The 25631-nt window shown below is 61.1% G+C and carries 25 protein-coding genes and 1 riboswitch; of the genes, 17 read left to right on the top strand and 8 right to left on the bottom strand.

Going from position 1 to position 25631, the window contains the following annotated elements; genetic code table 11:
- Positions 1 to 3 precede the first annotated feature (3 nt).
- Complete coding sequence (gene queC, locus B9Z45_RS04170) at positions 4 to 717, top strand: 7-cyano-7-deazaguanine synthase QueC (RefSeq protein ID WP_108405970.1); 714 nt, start codon at positions 4 to 6, stop codon at positions 715 to 717.
- 27 nt (positions 718 to 744) lie between these two features.
- Here the strand turns inward: queC and B9Z45_RS04165 are convergent, their stop codons facing one another.
- Positions 745 to 1686: a LysR substrate-binding domain-containing protein gene (locus tag B9Z45_RS04165; RefSeq protein WP_158270375.1), complete on the bottom strand. Its 942-nt coding sequence runs from the start codon at positions 1684 to 1686 to the stop codon at positions 745 to 747.
- 122 nt (positions 1687 to 1808) lie between these two features.
- On the opposite strand from B9Z45_RS04165, the gene B9Z45_RS04160 reads away from it, so the two are divergent.
- The gene (locus B9Z45_RS04160; protein ID WP_108405968.1) at positions 1809 to 2180 is read left to right on the top strand and encodes a nuclear transport factor 2 family protein; all 372 of its coding nucleotides are present in this window, start codon (positions 1809 to 1811) and stop codon (positions 2178 to 2180) included.
- A 199-nt stretch (positions 2181 to 2379) separates the two neighbouring features.
- Positions 2380 to 3426 (top strand): homocysteine S-methyltransferase family protein, encoded by a 1047-nt coding sequence (locus B9Z45_RS04155; protein ID WP_108405967.1) that lies wholly within the window; start codon positions 2380 to 2382, stop codon positions 3424 to 3426.
- A 20-nt stretch (positions 3427 to 3446) separates the two neighbouring features.
- On the opposite strand, the gene B9Z45_RS04150 is transcribed toward B9Z45_RS04155, so the two are convergent.
- Positions 3447 to 4187: a tyrosine-protein phosphatase gene (locus B9Z45_RS04150; RefSeq protein ID WP_108406019.1), complete on the bottom strand. Its 741-nt coding sequence runs from the start codon at positions 4185 to 4187 to the stop codon at positions 3447 to 3449.
- Between the two features lie 137 nt (positions 4188 to 4324).
- Positions 4325 to 4425: riboswitch (S-adenosyl-L-homocysteine riboswitch) on the top strand.
- 16 nt (positions 4426 to 4441) lie between these two features.
- On the opposite strand from B9Z45_RS04150, the gene metH reads away from it, so the two are divergent.
- Positions 4442 to 7192: a methionine synthase gene (metH, locus tag B9Z45_RS04145; protein WP_370445803.1), complete on the top strand. Its 2751-nt coding sequence runs from the start codon at positions 4442 to 4444 to the stop codon at positions 7190 to 7192.
- A 5-nt stretch (positions 7193 to 7197) separates the two neighbouring features.
- Positions 7198 to 8268 (top strand): DUF6352 family protein, encoded by a 1071-nt coding sequence (locus B9Z45_RS04140; protein WP_108406017.1) that lies wholly within the window; start codon positions 7198 to 7200, stop codon positions 8266 to 8268.
- 27 nt (positions 8269 to 8295) lie between these two features.
- On the opposite strand, the gene B9Z45_RS04135 is transcribed toward B9Z45_RS04140, so the two are convergent.
- From B9Z45_RS04135 to B9Z45_RS04120, 4 genes are all read right to left on the bottom strand, one after another.
- Positions 8296 to 9678, bottom strand: coding sequence for a formimidoylglutamate deiminase (locus B9Z45_RS04135; RefSeq protein WP_108405966.1), 1383 nt, complete (start codon positions 9676 to 9678; stop codon positions 8296 to 8298).
- Positions 9679 to 9762: 84 nt separating this feature from the next.
- Entirely contained in the window at positions 9763 to 11943 is a 2181-nt protein-coding gene (locus B9Z45_RS04130) for a TRAP transporter permease (RefSeq protein WP_108405965.1), read from the bottom strand.
- Positions 11944 to 11953: 10 nt separating this feature from the next.
- The gene (locus tag B9Z45_RS04125) at positions 11954 to 12445 is read right to left on the bottom strand and encodes a DUF1850 domain-containing protein (RefSeq protein WP_108405964.1); all 492 of its coding nucleotides are present in this window, start codon (positions 12443 to 12445) and stop codon (positions 11954 to 11956) included.
- Positions 12442 to 13413, bottom strand: coding sequence for a TAXI family TRAP transporter solute-binding subunit (locus B9Z45_RS04120; RefSeq protein ID WP_108405963.1), 972 nt, complete (start codon positions 13411 to 13413; stop codon positions 12442 to 12444). The genes B9Z45_RS04125 and B9Z45_RS04120 overlap by 4 nt, the downstream gene beginning before the upstream one ends.
- Before the next feature lie 192 nt (positions 13414 to 13605).
- Between B9Z45_RS04120 and B9Z45_RS04115 the strand changes: the two genes are divergently transcribed.
- Together B9Z45_RS04115 and B9Z45_RS04110 are read left to right on the top strand one after the other, a co-directional pair.
- On the top strand, positions 13606 to 14616 hold the full coding sequence (locus B9Z45_RS04115; RefSeq protein ID WP_108405962.1) for a LysR family transcriptional regulator: 1011 nt from the start codon (positions 13606 to 13608) through the stop codon (positions 14614 to 14616).
- A gap of 101 nt (positions 14617 to 14717) precedes the next feature.
- Positions 14718 to 15902, top strand: a complete 1185-nt coding sequence (locus B9Z45_RS04110; protein WP_108405961.1) for an FAD-binding oxidoreductase — start codon at positions 14718 to 14720, stop codon at positions 15900 to 15902.
- Between the two features lie 12 nt (positions 15903 to 15914).
- Here the strand turns inward: B9Z45_RS04110 and B9Z45_RS04105 are convergent, their stop codons facing one another.
- Both B9Z45_RS04105 and B9Z45_RS04100 read right to left on the bottom strand, forming a co-directional pair.
- Positions 15915 to 16553: an NrsF family protein gene (locus B9Z45_RS04105; protein ID WP_158270374.1), complete on the bottom strand. Its 639-nt coding sequence runs from the start codon at positions 16551 to 16553 to the stop codon at positions 15915 to 15917.
- Entirely contained in the window at positions 16550 to 17110 is a 561-nt protein-coding gene (locus B9Z45_RS04100; RefSeq protein ID WP_233252067.1) for a sigma-70 family RNA polymerase sigma factor, read from the bottom strand. The genes B9Z45_RS04105 and B9Z45_RS04100 overlap by 4 nt, the downstream gene beginning before the upstream one ends.
- Before the next feature lie 184 nt (positions 17111 to 17294).
- On the opposite strand from B9Z45_RS04100, the gene B9Z45_RS04095 reads away from it, so the two are divergent.
- The 10 genes from B9Z45_RS04095 to B9Z45_RS04050 all read left to right on the top strand — a co-directional run bounded on the left by B9Z45_RS04095 (position 17295) and on the right by B9Z45_RS04050 (position 25408).
- Positions 17295 to 17621, top strand: a complete 327-nt coding sequence (locus B9Z45_RS04095; protein WP_108406015.1) for a hypothetical protein — start codon at positions 17295 to 17297, stop codon at positions 17619 to 17621.
- Positions 17622 to 17725: 104 nt separating this feature from the next.
- Positions 17726 to 18628 carry a DUF692 domain-containing protein gene (locus tag B9Z45_RS04090; RefSeq protein WP_108405959.1) on the top strand — a complete coding sequence of 301 codons (903 nt, stop codon included), beginning with the start codon at positions 17726 to 17728 and terminating at the stop codon, positions 18626 to 18628.
- On the top strand, positions 18628 to 19362 hold the full coding sequence (locus B9Z45_RS04085; RefSeq protein WP_108405958.1) for a DUF2063 domain-containing protein: 735 nt from the start codon (positions 18628 to 18630) through the stop codon (positions 19360 to 19362). Before B9Z45_RS04090 ends, B9Z45_RS04085 begins: the two co-directional genes overlap by 1 nt.
- Positions 19359 to 19862 (top strand): DoxX family protein, encoded by a 504-nt coding sequence (locus tag B9Z45_RS04080; protein WP_108405957.1) that lies wholly within the window; start codon positions 19359 to 19361, stop codon positions 19860 to 19862. Before B9Z45_RS04085 ends, B9Z45_RS04080 begins: the two co-directional genes overlap by 4 nt.
- Before the next feature lie 33 nt (positions 19863 to 19895).
- Positions 19896 to 20291, top strand: a complete 396-nt coding sequence (locus tag B9Z45_RS04075) for a thioredoxin family protein (protein ID WP_108405956.1) — start codon at positions 19896 to 19898, stop codon at positions 20289 to 20291.
- Between the two features lie 32 nt (positions 20292 to 20323).
- Positions 20324 to 21052, top strand: a complete 729-nt coding sequence (locus B9Z45_RS04070; protein WP_108405955.1) for a cytochrome c biogenesis CcdA family protein — start codon at positions 20324 to 20326, stop codon at positions 21050 to 21052.
- Between the two features lie 110 nt (positions 21053 to 21162).
- A complete protein-coding gene (locus B9Z45_RS04065) occupies positions 21163 to 22389 on the top strand; it encodes an ABC transporter substrate-binding protein (RefSeq protein ID WP_108406014.1) in 1227 nt (408 codons plus the stop codon).
- Between the two features lie 5 nt (positions 22390 to 22394).
- The gene (locus B9Z45_RS04060) at positions 22395 to 24119 is read left to right on the top strand and encodes an ABC transporter permease (protein ID WP_233252066.1); all 1725 of its coding nucleotides are present in this window, start codon (positions 22395 to 22397) and stop codon (positions 24117 to 24119) included.
- 10 nt (positions 24120 to 24129) lie between these two features.
- A complete protein-coding gene (locus tag B9Z45_RS04055; protein ID WP_108405953.1) occupies positions 24130 to 24810 on the top strand; it encodes an ATP-binding cassette domain-containing protein in 681 nt (226 codons plus the stop codon).
- Positions 24803 to 25408 (top strand): CDP-alcohol phosphatidyltransferase family protein, encoded by a 606-nt coding sequence (locus tag B9Z45_RS04050; RefSeq protein WP_108405952.1) that lies wholly within the window; start codon positions 24803 to 24805, stop codon positions 25406 to 25408. The genes B9Z45_RS04055 and B9Z45_RS04050 overlap by 8 nt, the downstream gene beginning before the upstream one ends.
- Positions 25409 to 25631: the final 223 nt, after the last annotated feature.

The following is a 25631-nucleotide window of genomic DNA, read 5'->3' as shown; positions in this document are numbered from 1 at the left end:
CCCATGCACACCTCTGCCCTTGTCCTGTTTTCTGGTGGTCAGGATTCCACCACCTGCCTGGCCCACGCCCTCTCGCGGTATGAGCGCGTCGAAACACTGGCATTCGACTATGGCCAGCGCCACAAGGTGGAGTTGGACGCCCGCCTGCACGTGCTGGCGGCCATGCGGGGGCGTTTTCCGATGTGGGCTTCCAAAATGGGGGAAGACCATTTGCTGGATGCCGGCATTCTGGGTCAGATCAGCGACACCGCCTTGACCCGCGACACGGCCATCGAGATGCAAAGCTCGGGCTTGCCCAACACCTTTGTGCCGGGGCGCAACCTTTTGTTCCTGACGCTGGCCGCAGCCCTGGCTTACCGGCGTGGCTTGCAGGTGATTGTCACGGGCGTGTGCGAGACCGATTTTTCGGGCTACCCCGATTGCCGCGACGACACCATGAAGGCCATGCAAGTGGCGCTGTCGCTGGGCATGGACCGCAAACTGCTGATCGAAACCCCGCTCATGTGGATCGACAAGGCCCAGACCTGGCAGTTGGCACACGACCTGGGCCAAAAAGCCGACCCGGCGCAAGGCGGGCAAGCGCTGGTGGACTTGATCGTGGAACACACCCACACCTGCTACTTGGGTGAGCGCACGCAGCGGCACGACTGGGGTTATGGCTGCGGCCAGTGCCCAGCGTGTCAGCTCAGGGCCTCGGGCTTTGCGCGTTACCGTTAGCCTTGAGTTTCTTGCACAGGTTGTGGCTCAGCCTGCGCTCAATACACCCGTGGGCAGCGCATGGCGCTGGGCAAAGCGCGCACAGGCACCTTGCAGCCAGTCGGCAAACGCATCGCGGGCCGGGTGCTTGCCGCTCACTTGCGGAAGCAGCAGGTAATAGGCCGACGCATGCGGGCATTCGTGGACATGCGCCTGCACCAGTTCGCGCCGTTGCAGCAGCTGATCGGCAATCGAGCGGCGGCTGAGCGCCACGCCCATCCCCAAGCGGGTGGCTTCGAGCAGGTGGGTCGAGTCGGTAAAACCCATGTGGATGGCGGGCCGCTGCTCGCCGTTGTGGGCTTCTGGCAAATCGGCCAGCCAGGTGGCCCAGTTTTCACTGGCGTGCAGCAACGGCATCTGCATCACTTGTTGCAGCGTTTGCGGTGGCTCGGGCCCCAGCAGGGTGGGCGATGCCAGCAGCAGCAAGCTGTCACCCATCAGGGGGCGCACCTCGACTTCGGACCAGCGGCCATGACCAAAGCGGATTGCGCAGTCCACCTGTCCTTCGTTCAACGCCACATAGTCCATCGACCCGTGCAGCTGCAGCCGCACCTGCGGGTGCCAGCGTGTGAAGTCGGCCAGCCGGGGCAGCAACCAGCCGTTGGCAAACGAGGGCAGCACCGCCACGCGCAGGTCTTGGGTGTGGGCCTGAACCGGTCGTTGGCTGCGCACGCGTTCGGTCACGTCCACGATGTCCTGAAGGGCTTGTCGCACTTGGTAACCATAGATGCGGCCGGTGTCGGTCAGGGCCCAGCGGCGGCCGTTGCGCTCGATCAGGGGCACGGCCAAAAATTCTTCGAGTGCGCGGATCTGGTGGCTGCCTGCGCCTGGCGTCAGCTGAAGCTCTTCGGCGGCGGCATTGACCGAGCCTAGCCGCACCCACGCGGCAAAGGCACGCAATGCGGGCAAGGGCGGGGCGCGGCGGGTCATGTCAATGGAATTCGCTAATTGCTCGAAAAAAATGGAGGTCGGCGGCAGCCTGCGCTGCATAGACTGGTCAGTCTGGTGGCCCGAAAGCCATCAGTCTCTTAAAGTTTAACAAGGAAACTCACATGCTCATCGACGACCTGCGCGCCTTTCTGGCCGATTATTTTGAAGTCCTGCAAACCCAGGACATGGCCCTGTTTGACCGGGTGTTTCACAAAGACTGCGTGCTGTATTCCCAGCAGGATGGTCAGCAGGTTGTGCGCCCTTATGCGGCGTACCGCGAGATGGTGCAGGGCCGCCAATCACCCGCCTCGCGCGCTTACCCGCGCGATGAGCAAATCCTGCTGCTGGATGTGCTGTCGCCCACCATGGCGCTGGTCAAAGTGCGGCTGCGCCTGTTTGACAGCATCATGGAAGACCACCTCAACCTGATGCTGCACGAAGGCCGCTGGATGATTTATGCCAAGCACTTTTACCGGGTTGGCAGCGCGGTTTGAGCGGGCAATGGGTGTGTGGCCCGGATCTTTATAATTTCGGCCATGAACCGCCCTTGCTGATGCCCCATCTGCCGCCTGAAGCCTTCAGTGCTTGTGACTGGCTTAAAAAAGAACAGCAAGACTTTTGCAGCACGCAAAACCGGCACACGGGAGGCAGCTCGCCAGACCGCGCAAGCCATTGTTTTTTAGCAGACACCCCATGAAACCCCTGAACTACACCCGCGCCCAGGCGCTGCCCGAGATCCTGAAACACCGCATTGCCATCCTCGACGGGGCGATGGGCACCATGATCCAGCGCTTCAAGCTGACCGAGGCCGACTACCGGGGGGAGCGCTTCAAAGACTTCCCCAAAGACGTTAAGGGCAACAACGAGCTGCTGAGCATGACCCGGCCCGATGTGGTCCGTGACATCCACGAAGGCTATCTGGCCGCCGGTGCCGACCTGATCGAGACCAACACCTTTGGCGCAACCACCATCGCCCAGGCCGACTACGACATGCAGCACCTGGCCCGGGAGATGAATCTGGCTTCGGCAAAATTAGCCCGCGCTGCCTGCGACAAGTACTCGACGCCTGAAAAGCCCCGTTTTGTGGTCGGTGCTTTGGGCCCCACGCCCAAAACCGCCAGCATCAGCCCCGACGTGAACGACGCCGGTGCCCGCAACGTGAATTTCGAGGAGTTGCGCGCGGCTTACTTTGAGCAGGTCGAGGCCTTGGTGGAAGGCGGCTCGGATGTGCTGCTGGTCGAAACCATTTTTGACACACTCAACGCCAAGGCCGCGCTGTTTGCGATTGAAGAATTTTTCGAGAAGAGCGGTGAGCGTTTGCCCCTCATCATCAGCGGCACCGTCACCGATGCGTCGGGCCGCATCTTGAGCGGCCAGACCGTCACCGCTTTCTGGCACAGCGTGCGCCACGCGCACCCGCTGGCCATCGGCCTGAACTGCGCCCTGGGGGCCACACTCATGCGCCCCTACATCCAGGAGCTGAACAAAGTGGCAGGTGACACCTTCATCAGTTGCTACCCGAATGCGGGCTTGCCCAACCCCATGAGCGATACCGGGTTTGATGAGACCCCTGAAGTGACCAGCCGTTTGCTGCACGAGTTTGCCGCCGAAGGCCTGGTCAATATCGTCGGGGGTTGCTGCGGCACCACGCCAGACCACATCGGCGCCATCACCCGGGCGGTCGCGCCGTTGGCGCCGCGCCATGTGCACAGCGGCTTCTTTTACAAAGAAGCGGCATAAGCGGCATTTGCTGGTCGACCTCAGTCTTCCAGCAACAGCCGCCGCAGCTCCGCCAGCTCTTGCGGGCTCAGCCCGATCGCGCCGTGCAAATAGCCGGGCATGCCGCCGTGCTGCGCATCCACCATCTCAAACGCGGCGTTCAAAAATTCGGGTTGTACCTGCCACAGCACCTGCATCACATGTGGGTGCCCCAGTCCTTCCATTCGCGCATCGCGCTTGTAAAGCTGGTTGGTGAGCAGATAGTCGTGCTCGATGGTGGGACGGTCCACCCCCAGGGCTGACAACAGCAAGGCCGCAGCAAATCCCGTGCGGTCTTTGCCTGCCGTGCAGTGAAACACCTGGGGCGTGGATTGCGCCAGCAAATGCTTCAAAAACCGGCCGAAAGTGTCCGCGTTGTGGTTGACAAAATTGCGGTAGGTCTCGCGCATCAGCTCCACCGTTTCTTCGGTGGTGGGCACGATGCCTTGAGCTGTCAGCGCCTGCATGCGGGCAATCACAGTGGGCTCGATCGTCAGCGCGACGCGCTGCACACCAGGAATGGCATAGGGCGTGGCCGTGTATTCGGCCACCCCCCGAAAGTCCAGGCTGTGCTGCACCCCCAGTGCCTGCAAATGCCCCAGGTCTTTGGGCGTCAGTCCCGCCAGATGGTCCGACCGAAACACATGGCCGCGTCGCACGCGGCGACCCTCGGCATTGCGGTAACCGCCGACATCGCGAAAGTTCGAGGCGCCTTGCAGCAGGGCGGGTGTAAACGGGGTCATGACAGCCAAATGGTTGAAGAGTTCCACCATTGTCGAGGCCAGAGGTTTGCGCCGCGGTTGCTGCAGGCGACAAGCCCTGCTTTCACTGGTGAATTCAAGCTTCTGCAGCATTGCAGCGGCCCGGGTAAAATCTGCGCTTCCCCAAGGAGCGTTGCAGCCCGCCGCCGTCTAGGTGCAGCAGGTCAGGCTTGGGGCCGTTCAATGTCTGAATGATCTTGCACAACGACGCTCACCTGTAAGCCCAAGGTGAGCCCGTGTCTGTTGTCGCTACTGAAACCGTTTCTGTTCCCCCCCTGAAGTTGTCCGGTCTGGAGCCTGTCGCCATCGGCAGCGATTCGCTGTTTGTCAACGTCGGTGAGCGTACCAACGTGACCGGCTCCAAGGCATTTGCCCGCATGATTTTGAATGGCGAGTACGAGCAAGCCTTGGCCGTGGCGCGCCAGCAGGTGGAAAACGGCGCCCAAATCATCGACGTCAACATGGACGAAGCCATGTTGGACAGCCAGGCGGCGATGGTGCGTTTTTTGAACCTGATGGCTGGCGAGCCCGACATTGCCCGCGTGCCAGTGATGGTGGATTCTTCCAAGTGGTCGGTGATTGAAGCCGGCTTGCGTTGCATCCAGGGCAAGGGCATCGTCAATTCGATCAGCATGAAAGAAGGCCTGCAAGAGTTCAAGCGCCAGGCCACGCTGGTCAAGCGCTACGGTGCGGCAGCTGTGGTGATGGCGTTCGATGAAAAAGGCCAGGCCGACACTTACGAACGCAAGATCGAAATTTGCGAGCGCGCTTACCGCGTGCTGGTGGACGAGGTGGATTTTCCGCCCGAAGACATCATATTTGACCCCAATATTTTTGCGATTGCCACTGGCATCGAGGAGCATGACAACTACGCGGTGGATTTCATCAACGCCACCCGCTGGATCAAGCAACACCTGCCGGGTGCCAAGGTGTCGGGCGGCGTGTCCAACGTGTCTTTCAGCTTCCGCGGCAATGACCCGGTGCGCGAAGCCATCCACACCGTTTTCTTGTACCACGCCATCCAGGCGGGCATGGACATGGGCATTGTGAACGCGGGCATGGTGGGTGTGTACGACGACCTCGAGCCCACGCTGCGTGAACGCGTGGAAGACGTGGTGCTGAACCGCCGCCCCGATGCCGGTGAGCGTCTGGTTGAAATCGCTGACAGCGCCAAAGGCGCGGCCAAGGACGAAACCACCCGACTCGCATGGCGCGGCAACCCCGAGGCGCCGGTGACCGTGGCCCAGCGCCTTTCGCACGCTCTGGTGCACGGCATCACCGACTTCATCACCGATGACACCGAAGAGGCTTACCGCGGAATTTTGGCCACGGGTGGTCGCCCGCTGCATGTGATCGAAGGCCCGCTGATGGACGGCATGAACGTGGTCGGCGACCTGTTCGGCCAGGGCAAGATGTTTTTGCCGCAAGTGGTCAAAAGTGCCCGCGTGATGAAGCAGGCTGTGGCGCATTTGCTGCCCTACATCGAGGCCGAGAAATTGGCCCAAGAAGCCGCCGGACATGACGTGAAGGCCAAAGGCAAGATCGTGATCGCCACCGTCAAGGGCGATGTGCACGACATCGGCAAAAACATCGTCACCGTGGTTTTGCAGTGCAACAACTTTGAAGTCGTCAACATGGGTGTGATGGTGCCCTGCCACGAAATTCTGGCCAAGGCCAAGGCAGAAAATGCCGACATCATCGGCCTGTCGGGTTTGATCACGCCCAGCCTCGAAGAGATGCAGTACGTGGCCAGCGAGATGGAAAAAGACCCTTACTTCCGTGAGCGCCAGATGCCGCTGCTGATTGGAGGCGCGACCTGCAGCCGCGTCCACACCGCCGTGAAAATTGCGCCCAACTACAGTGGGCCGGTGATGTATGTGCCCGATGCTTCACGCAGTGTGAGCGTGGCGCAAGGCTTGCTGTCCGAGCAAGCGACCAAATACATCGCCGAGCTGAACGCCGACTACATCAAGGTGCGTGAACTGCACGCCAACAAAAAGCAAACCCCCCTGTGGACGCTGGCGCAAGCCCGCGCCAACAAGACGCCCATCGACTGGGCCAAGGCCGTGCCCGCAGCGCCCAAGTTCATAGGTCGCCGGGTCTTTAAAAACTTCGACCTGGCCGAGATCGCGCAGTACATCGACTGGGGCCCCTTCTTCCAGACCTGGGATTTGGCCGGGCCCTACCCCGCCATCCTGGACGACGAGATCGTGGGCGAACAAGCCCGTAAGGTGTTGGCCGATGGCCAAGCCATGCTGCAAAAAATCATCGATGGCCGCTGGCTGACTGCCAACGCGGTGCTGGGCCTGTACCCCGCCAACACGGTGAACGACGATGACATCGCGCTGTACACCGATGCGTCGCGCAGCCAGGTGGCCATGACCTGGCGTGGCCTGCGTCAGCAGACCGAGAAGCAGCGTATTGAAGGCGTGATGCGCCCCAGCCGTTGCCTGGCCGATTTTGTGGCGCCACAGGGCAGCGCCAATGACCATGTGGGTGTGTTTGCTGTCACCGCCGGCATTGGCGCTGACAAACGCGCCGAGGCCTTTGAGGCTGCGCACGACGACTACAGCGCCATCATGCTCAAGTCGCTGGCCGACCGCTTGGCCGAAGCCCTGGCCGAATGTTTACACAAAAAAGTGCGCACCGATCTGTGGGGCTACGCCGCCGGTGAAGCGTTCAGTCACGAAGACCTGATTGCTGAAAAATACCAGGGCATCCGCCCTGCGCCCGGCTACCCCGCCTGTCCCGACCACAGCGCCAAAAAAGCAATGTTTGAGCTGCTCCATTGCGAAGACATCGGCATGGGCCTGACCGACAGCCTGGCCATGACCCCTGCAGCCAGCGTCTGTGGCTTTTACCTGGCACACCCCGATGCGCAGTATTTCAGTGTCGGCAAGTTAGGCGAAGACCAGGTCAGGGATTTGGCACAGCGCAGTGGTGTGGAAATCAAAGCCCTGCAGCGCTTATTGGCGCCAAATCTGTGAACACCATGCACCACTTCTGGACCGCCTGTGGTCACCAGCTCCTGACGCGCAACGAGCGCGGCTGGATGAGCCCCACGCCAGACTATTGGCGCTTGTGGTTGCAGCGCCCCGAGCTGGCGTTGGTGCCCGAATCGTGCAAAGCCGAAAAGCGCTTGCACCAGGCCTTGCTGGCAGCCCCTTTGGCGCTGGTAGCGCCTGGTGACCTGAAAGCCGTCAAGGACGACGATGCGCGGCAGAATTACGAACTCTTTTTGCGCTTTCGTGACAACGTGGAGGCGGCCGGCGCTCTCGAAGCGGCCTACATGGGCTGGATGCGCAGCGGCGATATCCAGTTGCCGCCACTGTTCATCGACTTGGTGGTCCAGGCCATTGTTTGCAATGTGTTGGACGGCGTAGAGGATGCCTGGACTTGGCGCGCTGCCGAGTTGCTGTTTCGGCGGCAGCGCATCACGGTCGAAGCCGGCCGGGTGTTGTCAGGTGACAGCGACACGCTGGACGCCTTGCAAGCCACAGGGGGTCTGGGTGAAATGGGCCGCCTGCTGATCGAAGGTGGTGCCCCGCTCAAGGCGGTTGATGTGAAGGTGCTGCACCAGGACAACGCGGCGCGGTATTTTGTGCAGCGCGAAGGCCTGGGTCGTTACGCGTTCTTGCTCGACATGACCCATGAAATCCGCAATGAATTGCCCCACGGGTTGATTTTGAGCATGGTCAATGCCCGTTCTGGCCTGAAAGCTTTGTCTTGGGTGCTGGCCCGCTGGGTGCAACACTTTCTGGGTGTGGCGGTGCAGATCGAAGCCGTGCAAAAAGTGGATGATCCGAGCTGGCGTTGGCACGTGGGGCTGGACGCCACAGCCACAGCGCTGCTCAATGACTTGTACGCGGGCCACGAGCTGGATGCCACACAGCAGCAGCAACTCATCAGCCTGTTCAAGCTGCGCTTTGACAACCCGCAAGACATGCGCGCCGATGTACAGGGCAAGCCGGTCTATTTGGGCTTGGCCATGAACGCGCAGGGCTTGCTCAAACTCAAACCGCAAAACCTTTTGCTCAATTTGCCGCTGGCGGGCTCTGTTTGAATTGGCGAGAACGCCAATGCAAACGGATCAGCCCTTGAGCAATTGGCTGCGGGCCTGAACCAAGCCCGCCATGGCCGATTCGTGCAGGGCATGCCGGCCCTGTTGCACCAACGCCTGGCCGGATGACCAGACCTGCGCCACCGCGCTGCTGCGGCTGCTGGCAAAAACATGGCTGGCCAGCATCATCTCGGGGGACAAGCCGGCCAGTGTGGGGTGCGAAGTGTCGAGCACGATGAAGTCGGCCTGCTGCCCTGGGGCCAAGCCGCCCACCGGCCTGCCGGCCGCTTGCGCACCACCCGCCACAGCGCCTTGCCACAAGGCCTGGGCCACCTCTGGCTGCGTGGCGTGCGCGGCCACATTGCGCTGACCCAGAGAAAGTCGCTGGCTGTATTCGAGCATCATCAAGTCCTCGGCAGGATGCACCGCAATGTGGCTGTCCGATCCGATGCCCCAGGCGCCTTGGTGGTCTTGCCAGGTATTGAATTCAAAAATGCCATCGCCCAGGTTGGCTTCGGTGGTGGGACACAGCCCCGCCACAGCGCCAGACGCTGCAGCACGGCGGTACTCTTGGGCGTCCATGTGGGTGGCGTGCACCAAGCACCAGCGCGCATTCACTGGGGCATGGTCCAGCAACCAGGCCACGGGGCGCTGCCCCGACCAGGCCAGGCAGGCATCGACCTCGGCGCGTTGTTCGGCAATGTGGATGTGGACGGGCGCTGTGGCGTCCATCGCATCCAGGCCAAGGAGCACCTCGCGCAAACCCTCTGGCGGCACGGCACGCAGGGAATGCGGTGCCAGCCCCAGTCGGGCAGATTGGGCCTGGCACAAAGGCTGCAGGCGCTCGAGCAAGCGCATCATGGCGTCGGTGCTGTGGATGAAACGGCCTTGCCCTGGCGTGGGTGCCGTGCCGCCAAAACCACTGGTCTGGTACAGCACGGGCAGCAGTGTCAGGCCCATGCCCGTGCGTTTTGCCGCGCGCAGCAAAGCCAGTGACATCTCGGCCGGTTCGGCAAAAGCCTGGCCATTCGCAGCGTGGTGCAGGTAGTGAAATTCACAGACGCTGGTGTAGCCCGCTTCGAGCATTTCCACATACAGGCCTGTCGCGATGGCCTCCAGTTGTGCGGGGCTCAGTTGCGCTGCAAACCGGTACATCAGCGTGCGCCAACTCCAGAAGCTGTCTTGAGCGTTGCTGCGAAATTCGGTCAAGCCCGCCAGCGCACGCTGAAAAGCATGCGAGTGCAGATTGGGCATGCCAGGTACCACCGGCCCCGGTGCGCGTGGCACATCGGCTGTAGGTGTTTGCCCGGCCACAATGGCGTGCCACTGGCCTTGTGGGGTCCATTGCAGCAGCACATCGCGCGCCCAGCCTGTCGGCAACAGGGCGTGTTCTGCAAAGAGTAAGTGGGTCATCGGCGTTCAGTCTTGTCGTCGGCTCAATGGCAAGCCAGGTGGAGATGTGCTTTCGGGTGAAGTGGCCAGGCGGGAGGGAGAAAGTCAGACCGTGCCGGGCAAGGGCCGGTTGTGCCACAGCAAGATCAGCAGCACACCTGGAATGGCCACTGCGGCCGCTACCGGATTGGCAAAGACCAAAGACAGCGACAGCACATTCAACAGCCAAAACGAGGGCCCTCGGATGGGCCGCGCCACAAAACCGGTGTAGGCCGCACCCAGGCCCATCACGGCGACTACAGCGCACACCGAGGCCAGCAAAAACGCCGACCAGGTGAAATCAATCATCAGCAAGGCTGGGGTGTACACAAAGGCAAAGGGCACCAGTGCTTTGCCCATGGACAGCCTGAACGCCGTCATGCCGGTGCGCATGGGTTCACTGCGCGCAATGCCTGCTGCGGCAAAAGCGGCCAACGCCACAGGCGGCGTCACATCGGCCAGCACACCGTAATAAAAGACAAAGAAGTGGGTGGCCAGTTGCGGCACACCCAGACCCGCCAGCGCTGGTGCCACGATGGCCGCCAGGATGATGTAGGTGGGTGTGGTGGGCACGCCCGAGCCCATGATGATGCAGGCCGCAGCCGTGAACAACAGCCCAAACAAGATGGTCACTTGTTTGAGTTCAAACATGTCGAATACGTCCAGCACCATGAACATTTGTGCGGCAACGCCTGACACATCGATCACCCAGGCGGAGAACTTGAAGCCCATACCAGTCAGTGTGGTGATGCCCAACACAAAGCCCACGCATGCACAGGCCGCACCAATGCCCAGCGCCGCCTTGGCCCCCATTTCGAAGCCTTGTACCAAGGCCTGCGGCCCCACGGCCAGTCCGGTCATGTTCTTGCCCAAAGGGCCCAGCAAGCGTGGAATCCAGGAGCAAGCCACGGTGAGCGTGATGCCCCAGAAGGCCGCCAGGAAGGGTGTGAACTGCATCAACAGCAGGGTGACCATGACCACCAGCGGAATGAACAAATGCCATGAACTTTTCACCACCCACATCAAAGATGGAATGTCTGACGGGTTCATGCCCTGCAATTTAAGGCGCTTGGCTTCCAGGTGCACCATGAACAAGATGGCAAAGTAGTGCAGTATGGCGGGCACGATGGCCACCAGGATCAGGGTGTTGTAGGGAATGCCCAGCGTCTCTGCCATGATGAAAGCCGCAGCGCCCATGATGGGCGGGGTGATTTGGCCGCCGCAAGAGGCTGAGGCCTCGACCGCGCCCGCAAAGCGCGGCGAGAAACCCACTTTCTTCATGAGCGGAATCGTCATGACCCCGGTGGTCACGGTGTTGGCAATGGCCGAGCCGGAGATCATGCCAAACAGGCCGGAAGACACCACACTGACTTTGGCGGGACCCCCCGAAAAACGGCCTGCCGCAATCGTGGCCAGGTTGACAAACAACTGTCCCAGCCCGGTGAGCTGGGCCATGATGCCGAACAGCACAAAGTGAAACACGAAGGTCGCCACCACGCCGACAGGGATGCCGTAAATGCCTTCCGTGCCTTTGTACAGGTGGGCCACGATGCGCGACAGGCCGTAACCCCGGTGCGACAGGCCGCCCGGCAGGTAAGGCCCGAGCAGGCCGTAAAAAATGGCGGCGATGGCCAGCAAGGGCAGAAAGATGCCCATGGTTCTGCGGGTCGCCTCGATCACCATGGCAATGGCGATCACGCCCATCATCAAATCCAGGGGCGTGTGCTGGCCAGGCCGCTCAATGTAGATGTGTTCAAAGAAAACCAGCAGGTACAGCGAAAAGCCCGAGGCCAGGGCGGCAAACACCCAGTCGCGCCATGGGATGTGGGTATGGCTGCCATCGAAGTGCTTGAAGGGCAGGGACAAGCCAGCCAGTGCGACCAGCACCGCCATGAAGGCGTAGCGCATGGCGTCGGGTATGGGCTCTGAGATCTTGCCCAGCAGGCTCCAGCCCATGAACAGGTAAAACAACACCAGGCCGATCGAGACCGTCCACTCCCAGTGGCCTGGCAGGCGCTTTTGGCGCGGGAAAACCAAAAAGCAAAGCCCCAGCACCACCGACAAGTGAATCGCACGGTGGGCAATCTCGTTGTGCAGACCAAAACCGGCGGTGTAGAAGTGCCAGGCCGAAAGACCTGCACACAAAACCATCACGATCTTGGCACTCCACCCGGCCAAGCGGCGAAAACTCGATTCGGGGTCAAACTGTTCAATCAGGCGATCGATTTCTTGCTGCTTGGTCGTCATGGGTTTTCCATCATGGCAATGGGCAATTTTCAGCCCGCATTTCAATTGATTTCTGGCTCAGCTGGCCCAGCAAAAATTCGCGTTGATCCGGCAGCACGACCCGCATCGCCTGGGCTGGCAAGGGCAACACCACCAGGGGGTCGACCACCCGGTCCAGCAGCAAGCGCCAACCTGGTCCATGCCGTTCGAGGCGCTCACCCGAGGCTGCGGCAGAAGGCAGGCCGTAGCCTTCGCCTTCAAAGCGCTCTTCCACCAAATGGGCGCGCCAACCTTGCGGGCCGGGGCGCCAGACATAACGGTCCAGCACCGGGGTGCCCAAAACAGAATGGGTGAAAGCCACATCAAAGGCAGGCCGGCTCGGGTTCAGCGGCAAACGGCTTAACAAAACGCCGCTGCGGTGTTCAGTCAGCACCAACTCGCAGGCCGTTGTTGCCAATGGGATGCCCAAGCCAGCGACCACCAGCGCCAACGCCCAGAGGGCGTGGCGCTTGGGGCATCTCACTTGGCGATGCCCTTTTCCTTGAAGTAGCGCAAGGCGCCGGGGTGCAGGGGCACGCTGGCCACAGCGGTGGCGGTGTTCAGCGTGATGTTTTTGCCCTGAACGTGCACCTGACCCATGATGGCGGTGTTTTCATACAGGGCCTTGGTCACTTCGTAAGCCACGTTCTCAGGCACGCCATCATGGGTGGCCCAAATCGCCATCACAGCCAGCGTGGGCACCACAGCGGTCTGCCCCTTGTAGCTGTTGGCAGGCAATTGCACCTGGGTGTAGTAGGGCTGCTCTTTGAGCAAGGTGGCCACTTCGGGACCAGACAGCGGGATGATCTTCAGGGCATGGCTTTGGGCAAAGTCGGTCACGGCGGCCACTGGCACACCGCCGGTGATCAGCGTGGCGTGCAAGTTGCCGTCCTTGATTTTGTCAACTGCTTGTGTGAAGGATGAGCTGTCTTCCTTCACATCGGTCCGGGCCATGCCATGGACCTTGAGCAAGTCGGTCACCAGTTGGTACTGGCCTGAGCCTGGCGCACCTGAAGAGATGCTTTTGCCCTTGAGGTCCTTGACACTGTTGATGCCCGAATCGGCGCGGGTGATCAGCTGCACGGTCTCAGGATAAAGAGCGCCGAGTGCGCGCAGGTTTTTCAGGGGCGCGTTGGCAAACTGGGCCTTGCCGTTGTAGGCCGCATCCAGAATGTCTGCAGCGACAAAGGCCGACTCGATGTCCTTGGTGCCCAAAAGTTTCGCGTTGCCCACCGAGGCGCCAGCGGCTTCTGCGGTGGCGGTGATTTTTTTGCCGTCGACAGACGCTTTGTTGGAGATCAACTGCGCCAGCATGCCGCCCAGAGGGTAGTAAGTTCCGCCTGTACCGCCGGTGGCGATGCCAAAGAAAACGCGCTGTTGGGCGACAGCAGCGCCCGAGAGGACGGCAGCAGAAGCCACCAGGGTCAAGACCAGTCGGCGAGTGATTTTCATCGGGGAATCCTTGTGAGTAGGTGATTCGTTCAAAATGTCAGCCATGAACCTGTGCCTCAAGGCATGGGTTGCACGCAGGCTTACAGTGTGGTGTGGAATGCCCTCCCTTGTAAAGCCTTCGCCAAAATTGATGCTCAACATCAATAAAACCAATACAGCCACTTTCAGTCCAAGACAGCCGCACCCTCCGCCATGAAAAAACGTTCTGCAGACAAAGTGTTGCCACCCTCCTGGGAGCAATTGGGCAGTTGGGTGGCGCTGGTGGAAACCGGCTCTGTGTCGGCCGCAGCCCATCGGCTGGAGATTTCCCAGGCGGGTGTTTCCCAGCATGTGCGGCAGCTTGAAGAATCACTGGGGGCCTCCTTGCTGGACCGATCCACCCGGCCTGCGCACCCGACCGCATCCGGGCAACGCTTGTACGAGCAAGCCCACGACCTGCTCTCGCGTGCAGGCCAGATGGCCGAAACTGTGCGCGCCTTGAGTCGCAGCAAAAAGTCTTTGCTGCGACTGGGATGTGTCGACTCTTTTGCCGCAGTGATTGGTCCGCAAATGGTGCGTGGCCTGGCGGGGCGCGTCCAGCGCTTAAGACTGATTTCAGGCATCAATCCCGGCTTGGCCGAGCAGTTTGACAACCACCAGCTCGATGTCTTGATCACCACCGACGACCCCAAACCTGTTCCAGGGCGCGAATGCCTGGCCTTGTTTTCCGAGCAATTTTTGCTGGCTGTTCCGCTGGAACTGCAAGTGCCGCCCTTGGCGTCTTTGCACCAGCTCAGTCGGCAAAGACCGTTCATGCACTACAGCACCCGTTCCAAAATGGGGTCCTTGGTGGACGCCTACCTGAGCCGCCACGACCCTGATATCGAACGTGTTTTTGAATTTGATGCGACCGACCCTTTGTTGAGCCTGGTGCGCGAAGACCTCGGCATCGCGCTGACTACGCCTTTGTGCCTTTGGCAATCGCGTTACCACGCCATGCGGCTGAAGTGTGTGCCCTTGAGCGTCTTGCGCCACAAGGGCCAGGCGTACCCGCCCTTGAAGCGCACTTTTTACCTCGTCTACCGACCGGATGAGCTGGGGCCATTGGCCCAGGACATTGCCGCCATGGTGCGTGTGGCGGTGCGTGATTTGCAACGCCAATGGGTGGCCGAGCTGAAATTACCAGCCGAGCTGTTGAGCGTGAACGAAGAGACCGGACCCTGAGACGTTGGATGCCATGGCTGATGCTGATGATCAGCGGATGCAAAACTGACAGCACCCTGGCGTTTGGCCCTTAGCCTTGCATTCAACGACTGGAGTGCGATGTGAATTCTTGGGATGCGATTGTGATTGGGGCCGGGGTGATCGGCACATCGGTGGCCTACAACCTGGCGGCCCTGGGCGCCAAACGTGTTTTGGTGCTGGAGCGCGATCAAATCGGCTCGGGCACCACCTCACAATCCAGTGGCATTCTTCGCACCCACTATTCGGTGCTGGAGAACATGGCGCTGGCCCAGCAGTCCTGGACCGTCTTTGAAAACTTTGCCGCGCATTTGCAAGACGAAGACGCCAGCGCCGGCTTGGTGCGTTGCGGGTATCTGATTGCTTCACCCGAAGGCCCCAAGCTGTCGCCTTTGCGCGATGCCCTGGCCGCGCAAGAGGCACGCGGCATCGCGGTCAGCCGGCTCAGCCCCCAAGAGGCGGCAGAGATCCTGCCCATTTGCCGTTTTGACGATGCGGCTTTGATCGGCTTTGAGCCAGAGGCCGGCTTCGCCGATGCATACCTGGTGGCCAGCAGTTACGCGCGTGCAGCCCGCAGACTGGGCGTGAAGTTCATGGAAGGTGAGCGGGTCACGCGTTTGCTGGTGCAACAAGGCCGCGTTTCAGGCGTCGAGACGGCCAGTGGGGTGTTCCACGCACCCGTGGTCATCAGCACGCAAAATATCTGGGCGCAGGAGCTGTCCGAATGGACAGGCATTCAAGTGCCTCTGACGCCCGAGCGGCACAAGGTGATTTCGCTCGAAGGCCCCCAGGCGTACACCTATGCCATGCCGGTTTACAAAGACCTGGGTTCGCCCGGCATGCTGTATTGCCGCAGCTATGGCGGGCGACAAATGCTGGTGAGTGAGGGCACGGCGGGCGAAACCCTGAGCGGGCCGGACAACACCCAGGGAGAGATTTCCATGGACGATGTGGTGCACTTGGGCGAACAGGTTTCGGACCGCTTCCCCTCATTTGCCGAAGCCGGTCTGGCGTCTTCTTGGACGGGCGTGTACGACGTGACGCCTGACTGGAATCCGGTGTTGGGCAGCGTGCCGGATGTGCCCGGTTTGGTGGTGGGCTTTGGTTTTTCAGGCCACGGTTTCAAGCTCTCGCCAGCAGTTGGCCGGGTGCTGGCCCAACAAGCCCTGGGCTTGCCCACCGATGTGCCTTTGGCGCCCTATGCCCTAGAGCGTTTCAGAACCGGCCAATTACTGCACGGCCGGTATGGCTCAGGCGCGGTGGCCTGAGCCTTTCATCGGTCACCAGCGCAAGCAGCGCGAGCCCAGCAGCGCACCCAAGCCCGTGCTCAGGGCCATGCCCAGCACATACCAGACGGCGAAAAACGTCAGGCTGGTTTCGGGGCAGTGCATCGAATAAATGCTCGCTGCCAGGCTGCCCGCCAGCACACCCGCCACCGCGCCAGCGAACACGGGTCGGGTGGGGGCCAGCTGACGCAAGGCCCAGAGTAAAGCACCCAGTACTGGCAAAGACAAGGCCGTAATGCTCACTGAGCAGACCTGCCATGAGTCGCCCATCCACTGCGCGTTACGAGCGCCCGACTCGGTTTGCAGCACTTGCACCAAGCCCAGGCTGAGCATGGCCAAAAGCGCCAGGCCGATGCCCGACAGGGTGTGACCTGCCCCCACGCCGGGCCGGGCCAGGCGAAACAGGCCGTACAGACTGAAGCCCATCAAGGCGGCCAACCACAGCATCTTGGTGGCAAAGGCGGGGTGTGTCGCCATCTCGCCCATGCGCGGGTTCACACCAAACAAGGCGAGCAACAACACGCCACAGACCACTGCGCCCAGCGCCAGTTTGCGCAGCAACTGCTGGGGCACGGGTTTTTGCGGCTGCAGCGTGTCGCTGGCCAGCAAGGCAATCAGGTCGTTTGTCTTCATGCGCTCGCTCCCCATTTGGCCATCAGGGTTTTCAGACCCCGATGAATGTTGACTTTGACAGAGGCTTCACTTTGTCCGGTCCGCTGGGCGGTTTCTGTGATTGACAAGCCAATCAGCCGCGTGTGCTCGATGGCTTCACGCTGGCGCGCAGGCAAGTCGGCCAGCATGATGGCCAGATCCTTGTGCGCATCGCTGGCCTGTTCTTCGCTGTCCACCGCCAGGGTTTCTGCCCAGTCATCGATATCGTCATGCAGTCCTTCTCGGCGACCGTGAGCCCGCAGATGATCGACCCATTTGTAGCGCGCAATCGCGTACATCCAAGCCGTCAGGGGCTGGTCGCTTTGATAGGTGTGGCGTTTTTGATGGATGGCCATCAGCGTTTCTTGCACAAGGTCCTCGACATCACTGGATTGAGATTGCATTCGCTTTTGCAGAAAGCGCCGCAAATGACCACTCATGAGTGTCAATGCACGTTGGTAGCTGGCGGCATCCCCCTGAAGGGATTGCATCCACACCGCGTGCAGTTCGGCTTCAATGGTTTGCAGGCTTTCGCTCAATTCAGTTCGTCCGGCGGGGTGAAAAAGTTACAGATACAAATGGAAACAAATAGGCAAATTATTTCGTAACTTTGCAGTGCTTGGAAGCGGATTAAACCATGACAGCGATTCACAAGTGCTACACGGCACCGACAAAAGCGGTCAATTTAAAACCTTCATTGTTTCAACCTTCCAGGAGTTTTTCATGAACAAGCAACACCTCATCACCATCGCTTTGGGCACTGCATTTGCGGCCGTCACCCTTTTGCCTGCCCATGCTGCTGGCAACCCGTTTGCTGCCAAAACCCTGGATGCGGGCTACCAAGTCGCCCAGGCCGACATGAAGATGGACAGCAAAGCCAAAGACGGCAAGTGTGGTGAAGGCAAGTGTGGCGCTGACAAAAAAATGGGTGCCAAGGCCAAGGACGGCAAGTGTGGCGAAGCCAAATGCGGTGCTGACAAAAAGATGGACAGCAAAGCCAAAGACGGCAAGTGCGGCGAAGCCAAGTGCGGCGCTGACAAAAAGAAGTAAATCGGTCCAACCATTTTGGGTTCATGAACTTTGCGCACGCACCCAAGGGGGTGTGCAGAGGGTATGAAGCCCTGCATTCAAAACTTCATTCGTGGGCAATTCATATGGCACGCCACACTCACAGCATCGGCGTTGACAACACTTGGTCAGGCTTGGGATTTCGCCGCGAATTGATTCCTGCTCTTCAGCAGGCGGTACCCGAAGCCATCGGTTTTTTCGAGGTGGCCCCTGAAAACTGGGCAGGCATGGGTGGCCGCGCAGGCCGCGACTTGCGCGCCTTCACCGAACGCTACCCCTTTGTCTGCCATGGCTTGTCCTTGTCATTGGGCGGCCCCGGGCCACTTGACGACATCTTGCTGCGCCGCACCCGCGACTTCATGCGCGAACACGGCATGAGCCTGTTCACCGAACACCTGTCCTGGTGCGCTGACGACAGCCACCTGTATGACCTGCTGCCCATCCCCATGACCGAAGACGCCGTGCGTTACACGGCCGAACGCATCGCCCGTGCGCAAGACATTCTGGGCATGCGCATCGGGGTAGAAAACGCTTCCACCTACATCGCCCCGCCGGGTGCCGAAATGACCGAGGCCGAATTTGTGCGGGCCGTGGTCGAGCAGGCCGACTGCCTGCTGCACTTAGACGTGAACAACATTTACGTCAACAGCCAGAACTTTGGCTTTGATCCCCATGCCTATTTGCACCAACTGCCGCTGGAGCGCACCTGCTATGTGCATGTGGCTGGGCACTATGTCGAAGACGATGGCTTGCTCATCGACACCCACGGCAGCGACGTGATCGACCCCGTGTGGCAACTGCTGCAAGCCGCCTACCAGCGCATCGGGCACCCGGTGCTCACCTGCTTGGAACGCGACTTCAACATCCCTGACCTGCAGACACTGACACAAGAGGTGAAGCACATCGCCCGCTTGCAACAACAAGTGTTGGGCCTGCACGGTTTACCGTCACAAGCGCCTGCGCCCAACGCAACCAGGCAGGTGGCGTGATGTTGGCATTTCAAAAATTTCAACACGATCTGGCGCAACACCTGCGCGATCCGCACCACACCCCTCGCCCATTTGGTGTGCCCGCTCGCCGCATGGCGGTTTACAACGAACTGCTGTTCAACAACATTTGCGGCTTTGTGGACAGCTGCTTTCCAGTTTGCCGCCAGATGTTGGGCGAAGGCCCTTGGCGCAGGCTGTGCCGCACCTTTTACCGCGACTGGCCATCGCACACCCCTTGGTTCCGCGAGATTCCGCGTGAGTTTGTGAGGTACCTGAGCGAACACGCCATCGCCCAACCGCTGCCACGCTGGTTGGCCGATCTGGCCCACTACGAATGGACCGAACTGGTGGTGGATGTGATGGACGTATCGCTGCCCGCACACGATCCGCGAGGCGACTTGATGCAAGCACCTGTGCTGCTCAACCCCGCACGCATCGATGTGGTCAGCGAATGGCCGGTGCACCGAATGGGCCAAAACTGGCAAACGCGCAAACCGGAGCCCACTTTTTTGGTCGTGTTTCGTGATGCTCATCACGAGGTGAAATTCACCGAAATCAACGCTGTCACGGCCCATGTCATCACCCTGCTGGACAGTGGTTTGACAGGCCAGCAAACCTTTGCACAACTCGCCCATGAGATGGGCCACCCCGATCCGGATGCTTTGCAAGGCTTTGGACAACAACTCCTCATCAGCCTGCGCGAGCAAGGCGTCTTACTGGGAACACGCACATGAAAAACGCTTTCAACATCGGCCGACACGCCATCACTGCTCTCGACATGATTGGTTTGTGGATTGGGCTGCTCAGCTTGCGCCTCTTGCTGGCCTGGGAGTTTGGCGAGGCTGGGTTTGAAAAACTGCACGGCAGCAACTGGTTTGCCGACATTCAGGGTCAGTTTCCCTGGCCTTTCAATCTGATCCCGGCGGATTTGAACTGGGCCATGGCCACGGGCTTTGAAATCGTGGGGGCCATCGCCTTGGTCATCGGTTTGGGCACACGGTTCTTTTCGGCATCGCTCATCGCCCTCACGGTGGTGGCCATGCTGAGCGTGCACTGGCCCGAATCTTGGTCCACCTTCGACGAGTTGCTCAAGGGCTATGCCCTGACCGACAAAGGCCATGGCAACTTCAAGCTGCCCGTGATCTACCTCGCCATGTTGCTGCCGCTGGTGTTCATGGGGCCTGGGCGTTTGTCGCTGGATGCACTGGTTCGCAGGTGGATCGCCCCAGTTTGACCGCTTGACAACAATTTTTGAAGGACTTGACACATGAAACACCCAATTACCACCTTTTCTGCTTGGGGCTTGGCACTGTCTTTATGGACATTCGGAGGGACAGCAAACGCCCTGGATATTTCTGCCTACAGTGCCCAGGCTTTGTCGCAGAAACAGCAAGCGGGCGAAGCCGTGAGCCTGCACTTTCACGCCAAGTGGTGTCCCACTTGCCTGGTGCAAGAAAAAGTCTTCAACAGCTTCCAAGGCGACGCTTCGGTGCCTGGCACTTTGCTGGTGGTGGACTACGACCAAGAGCGCCAACTCAAGCGCGAGATGGGCATTCGTTCGCAGTCGACCTTGATCGTCTTCAAAGGCAAGGAACAAAAGCACCGTTCGGGGGGTGTGACCGACCCGCAAGCGCTGAAGGCGGCGTTGTTGTCAGCTCAGTAAGCCATTCCCTTCTACCCACTTGCGAGCACGTCATGGATTTGGCCTTTAGTCACCTGGGTTTGAGTTTGCTGGCCGGGAGCTTGACCACTTTGTCGCCTTGCGTCTTCCCCATCTTGCCCATGGTGCTGGGCGGGGCCGCGCAGGGCAATCGCTGGGCGCCCTTGGCGATGGGCGTTGGCATGGCCTTGTCGTTTGCGGGCATCGGCGTGGTGTTGGGTGCGGCAGGTCCGGCCATGGGGTTGGACAGCGAGCATGTGCGCTTCTTCGGTGCGGTGCTGTTGATGGCTCTGGGCGCCATGATGTGGGTGCCGGTGTTGAACGAGCGCTTCACCCAATGGATGATGCCGCTGGCCAGTGGGGCCAACGGCGCGTCATCGCGTCTGAAGGGCGACACGATGGGTGGGGCATTGCTGTTGGGCGCTGTGTTGGGCTTGGTCTGGAGCCCCTGCTCAGGCCCCTTGCTGGCCGCGGCCTTGACCTTGGTCGCCAGCGAAGGCGGTGCCGTTCGCGGCGGCATGGTGTTGGGGCTGTTTGGCATGGGCGCAGCCATCCCCTTGGTGGCGGTGGCCTATGCATCGCGCCAGGGCTTTCAGTCGGTGCGCGAGAAGGTGCTGGCGCATGGAGACCGGGTCAAGAAGGTGTTTGGTGGCCTGATTTTTCTGGCAGGCGTGGCCATTGCTACGGGCGCTGACAAATGGCTCGAAGCCCAAGTCGTACCCTTATTGCCAGACGCCTGGTTGCGTGCGACCACCTTGTTTTGAGGTTTTCTTTGACCCAATGGCCCGAGTCATGCAGCGAATTGGCATGCTGCGAAAATGCATACCTTTGTCTTTTAACCGTGAACAGCGCCGCGCAGGCGGTCCCTTTCAACATGAGCTCTTCATTTCAGATCAACCGTCGCCAGACCTTGACCCTTGCAGGTGCTGCCGCCTTGACCCCCTGGGCCGCGCAGGCCGTTGCCCCCGCATCCACCGTGGCCTGGGCTGACACCGAGCGCGCGGCCCGTGGCCAGACGGTTTACTTCAACGCCTGGGCGGGCAGCGAGCGCATCAACGCTTACCTGCAATGGGCAGCGGCCGAGTTGCAACGCGATTTTGGTGTCAAGCTGCAACACGTCAAAATCACGGACGCGGCCGATGTGGTCAAGCGCGTGCGGGCTGAAAAACAGGCGGGCCGCCAAGACACCCAAGGTACGGTCGATCTGGTCTGGATCAATGGCGAAAACTTTGCCGCAATGAAGCGCGATGGTCTGCTGTCCAAGCCGTTCGCTCTGGGTTTGCCGAATTTCCAGTGGGTGGACACGCTGGGCAAGCCCACCACGCTGGTGGATTTTTCGGTGCCCACCGAAGGGCTGGAGTCGCCCTGGGGCATGGCCCAGCTGACATTTTTTGCCGACGGCCAGCGCTTGCCCAAACCACCACAAAGCATGGCCGAGCTACTGGCCTTGGCCCGCATGCAGCCCGGGCGCATCACCTACCCACGCCCGCCCAATTTTCATGGCACCACCTTCATCAAGCAGGCGCTGATCGAACACGCAACCGATGCCAAAGCCCTGGCCCAGCCCGTCACGCCCGCTGCGCTAGAGGCGCAAGCGGCCCCGCTGTGGCGTTTTCTAGACGCACTGCATCCGCACTTGTGGCGCGGTGGCAAACAGTTTCCGCAAAACTCGGCGGCGGTGCGCCAGATGATGGCCGACGGTGAGTTGCTGCTGGCCCTCACCTTCAACCCCAACGAAGCGGCCAACGAGATCGCAGCCAAACGCCTGCCCGTCACCGTGCAAAGCTGGCAGTTTGCCAAAGGCACCATCGGTAACACCCACTTTGTGGCCATCCCGTACAACGCGCCCAGCAAAGCCGCTGCGCAGGTGGTGGCCAACTTTTTGTTGTCACCCGCTGCGCAGGCGCGCAAAGCCGACATCGACGTGTGGGGCGACCCCACCGTGCTGGATGTGGCCCGCTTGCCTGTCGCTGAGCGTGCGCGCTTTCAGGGCGCGATGCGTGCTGGGCAACTGAGTCAAAGTGCACCCGTGTTGCCCGAGCCCCACGCCTCATGGGTCGATGCGCTCGAAAAAGAGTGGATTCGCCGCTACGGCGTTTGAGCCCGTTGGCCCCCTTGTTGTTGGCCCTGATCGCTGGCCTGCCCATGGGCTGGGCGCTGTGGGCCGCGCTGGTGCAGGCCCTTGACGCGTCCGCCTGGCAGGCCCTGTGGGCCGACCCTCAAAGCTTGCGCGCCTGGGGCATGACGCTGTGGACCGGGCTGGCTTCGACGCTCCTGGTGTGGTGGTCGGTGGCACGGTTGCTGGCCAATGGCTTCATCCGCCAAAAGCTGGCCAGCTGGCTGAGCCTTGTGCCCGCTTTGCTGGCCACGCCGCATGCGGCCATGGCCATTGGCCTGGTGCTGTGGCTCTCGCCCAGCGGTTGGGCATTGCGCTGGGTATCGCCCGGTCTCACAGGCTTTGACGCGCCGCCGCCTTGGTTGACCACGCAAGACCCGTGGGGCCTGGGTTTGATCCTGGCACTCTGGCTCAAAGAAGTCCCTTTTTTGCTGTGGGTCGCTGCCACGCAAATGCAGCGCGAAGATCTGCGTCGCCGCTGGCAGGCTGAATCTGCACTCGCTCAAACTTTGGGCCGAACACCCGCGCAAGCCTTTGCCCAAGTGGTCTGGCCGCAGCTGGCTCCGCGCTTGCGCTGGCCGTTGCTTGCGGTCTTGGCCTATGGCCTGACAGTGGTGGACATGGCGCTGATCATTGGCCCTGCATCACCGCCCACATTGGCGGTGCTGGCCTGGCAGTGGCTGGGCGATGCCGATGCGGCCATACAGGCGCAGGGGGTGGCGGCTGCGGGTTGGCTCACTGTCAGCGTTGCGCTGTTGGCAGCTTGTGCTGTCGCGGTTTTGCAAGCGACGGTCGTCTTGCGCAGATTCGCGCGCAAGGGCTCGCTTCCACATTCAGCCAAGGGCCTTCATGCGGCGGGTCTGAGTGGTAGGCCGCCCCTGTGGCCAAAGGGTGGTTCGGCTAACCCCTTGCATTTTTTAGCAGGTCACCCCTACCGCCGAATGTCTTGGGTTTGGGGCACCATCGGCCTCGCCTATATGGCCGTCTGGTTTGCGCTGGCCGTGGGCAGTGTGTCGGGCGTGTGGCCATTCCCCAAATTGTGGCCATCGCTTTGGACAGGCGATGCCTGGGCACAAGTGATGGCCAGTGCCAACACCGTCTGGACCACGCTGGGCCTTGCCGTCGCGTCGGCCAGCCTGTGCCTGATCTGGTCAATCGCCTGGCTTGAAACCGCCAGCCACCGCTGGCAACAAGTGCTGCGTCCGGTCTGGTTGCTGCCGCTGGTGCTGCCATCGGTGTTGTGGGTAGTGGGGCTTTACAGCATCGCGCTGCAATGGCATCTGGAGGGGCAATGGCTGGGCTTGTTGCTGGCGCACTCGGTCATGGTCTTGCCTTATGTGCTGCTGGCGTTGGAGCCCGCTTACCGGGCGGTGGACCCGCGCCAACGCGCCTTGGTCGCCAGCCTGGGCCACGGCCGCTGGGCTTATTTGGCCCGCGTCAAATGGCCATTGCTGAAACGCGCTATCACCTCGGCCTGGGCGGTGGGCTTTGCCGTCAGCGTGGCGCAGTACCTGCCCACGCTCTATGTAGGCGCGGGCCGCTTTGCCACCGTCACCACCGAAGCGGTCACCCTCGCATCCGGTGCGCAGCGCTCGCTCATGAGCGCCTATGCTGCTTTGCAAATGCTCTTGCCCGTGTTGGTCTTTGCTTGGGCCGCTTGGCTGGGCAGGCCACGCCAATTTGAGAAGATCGGGCCCATGAAAGTCCAAACATGAAAACCACGCCATGAACAGTGGACTGCACGTCGACATTGACCGCCTGGGCAGTGCAACCCACACGCTCGTGCAAGGCCTTCGGCTGGAGGTGCCTGCGGGCGAGATCCTCACGCTCATGGGCCCCAGCGGCTGCGGCAAAAGCTCAGTGCTGGCGGCCATCGCGGGCACGCTGGCCAGCGTGTCCGAAGGACTGCAGCCCTTGCAGTTTGCAGGCCGCGTGCTGCTGAATGGCCGCGACCTCACGCCGTTGCCGACGCACCTGCGCGGGGTGGGCCTGGTGTTTCAGGATGCGCTGCTGTTTGCACACATGACGGTGGCCGAAAACCTGCTGTTTGCTGTGCCGCGCAGCTTGCCACTTGCACAGCGCCAGGCGCGTGTGCAGCAAGCCATGCAAGAGGCCGACTTGGCCGGTCTGGGCTCACGCGATCCGTCCACCTTGTCGGGCGGGCAACGCGCCCGCGTGGCGCTCATGCGTGCGCTGTTGGCCGAGCCGCATGCGCTGCTGCTCGACGAACCGTTTTCCAAACTCGACGCCGCCTTGCGCGCCCAGCTGCGCCCGTGGGTGTTTGCGCACGTGCGCGAGCGGGGCATCCCGGTGGTGCTGGTCACGCACGACGAACAAGACGTGGCCGACCCGCTGCGCGTGGTGCACTTGCGCGCCGCCACCGAAGAAAGCCCAAGCCATGTTTGACCGCCACGCCCAAACCCTCTTGCGCCCCGCGCTGAACGCTGCCGCACGCGGTTTGGTGCGCGCAGGCATTAGTGCCGACGCGCTGACCTGGCTGGGCTTTGCCATCGGCATGGCCGCCGCCGTGGCCATTGCGCTGCAAGCGTGGTGGTGGGGCCTGGCGCTGTTGCTGACCTCGCGCTTGCTCGACGGCCTGGACGGCAGTGTGGCCCGCTTGACCCAGCCCACCGACGCGGGCGGATTCTTGGACATCGCCCTGGACTTCGTGTTTTACGCCGCCATCCCGCTGGCCTTTGCTGTGGCCCATCCCGCCACCAACGCCCTGCCCGCAGCAGCCCTGCTGGCCAGCTTCATCGGCACGGGCAGCAGCTTTTTGGCCTTTGCGGTGCTGGCCGAAAAACGGGGCCTGACGGACACTGCTTTGCCTGGCAAAAGCTTTTACTTCTTAGGGGGCCTCACCGAAGCGACCGAAACCATCACCGTCTTCGCCGCCATGTGCGTGTGGCCTGAACACTTTGCGGTGTTGGCTTATGGGTTTGCTGCTTTGTGTGCCATCACCACGGGGATGCGGGTTTGGTGGGGGTATCGGCGGTTGGGGTGAGTTAAGCCGTTACGTGATTAGCTGGAATGTTCGTGTCTTTAGTTGGCTATCCACTTTGCGGATTAACGTCTGGGCGGCAAGGGCACCGACGCCAATGGCCGTAATGCTGGGATCGGTCATTCGAAGACTCCTGATACATAACGCCAAAGTTAACCGGCGCCGGAGCCGAAGGCGGAGGGCACCAACACTGGCCATTAAAATGGCGAAGCCATGGCCAGTGTTG

This window comes from Limnohabitans sp. 2KL-17 (assembly GCF_003063415.1).
Taxonomy (GTDB): Bacteria; Pseudomonadota; Gammaproteobacteria; order Burkholderiales; family Burkholderiaceae_C; genus Limnohabitans_A.
Note: the sequence above shows the minus strand (reverse complement) of the source record. Positions and strands in the feature narration are given on the sequence as shown.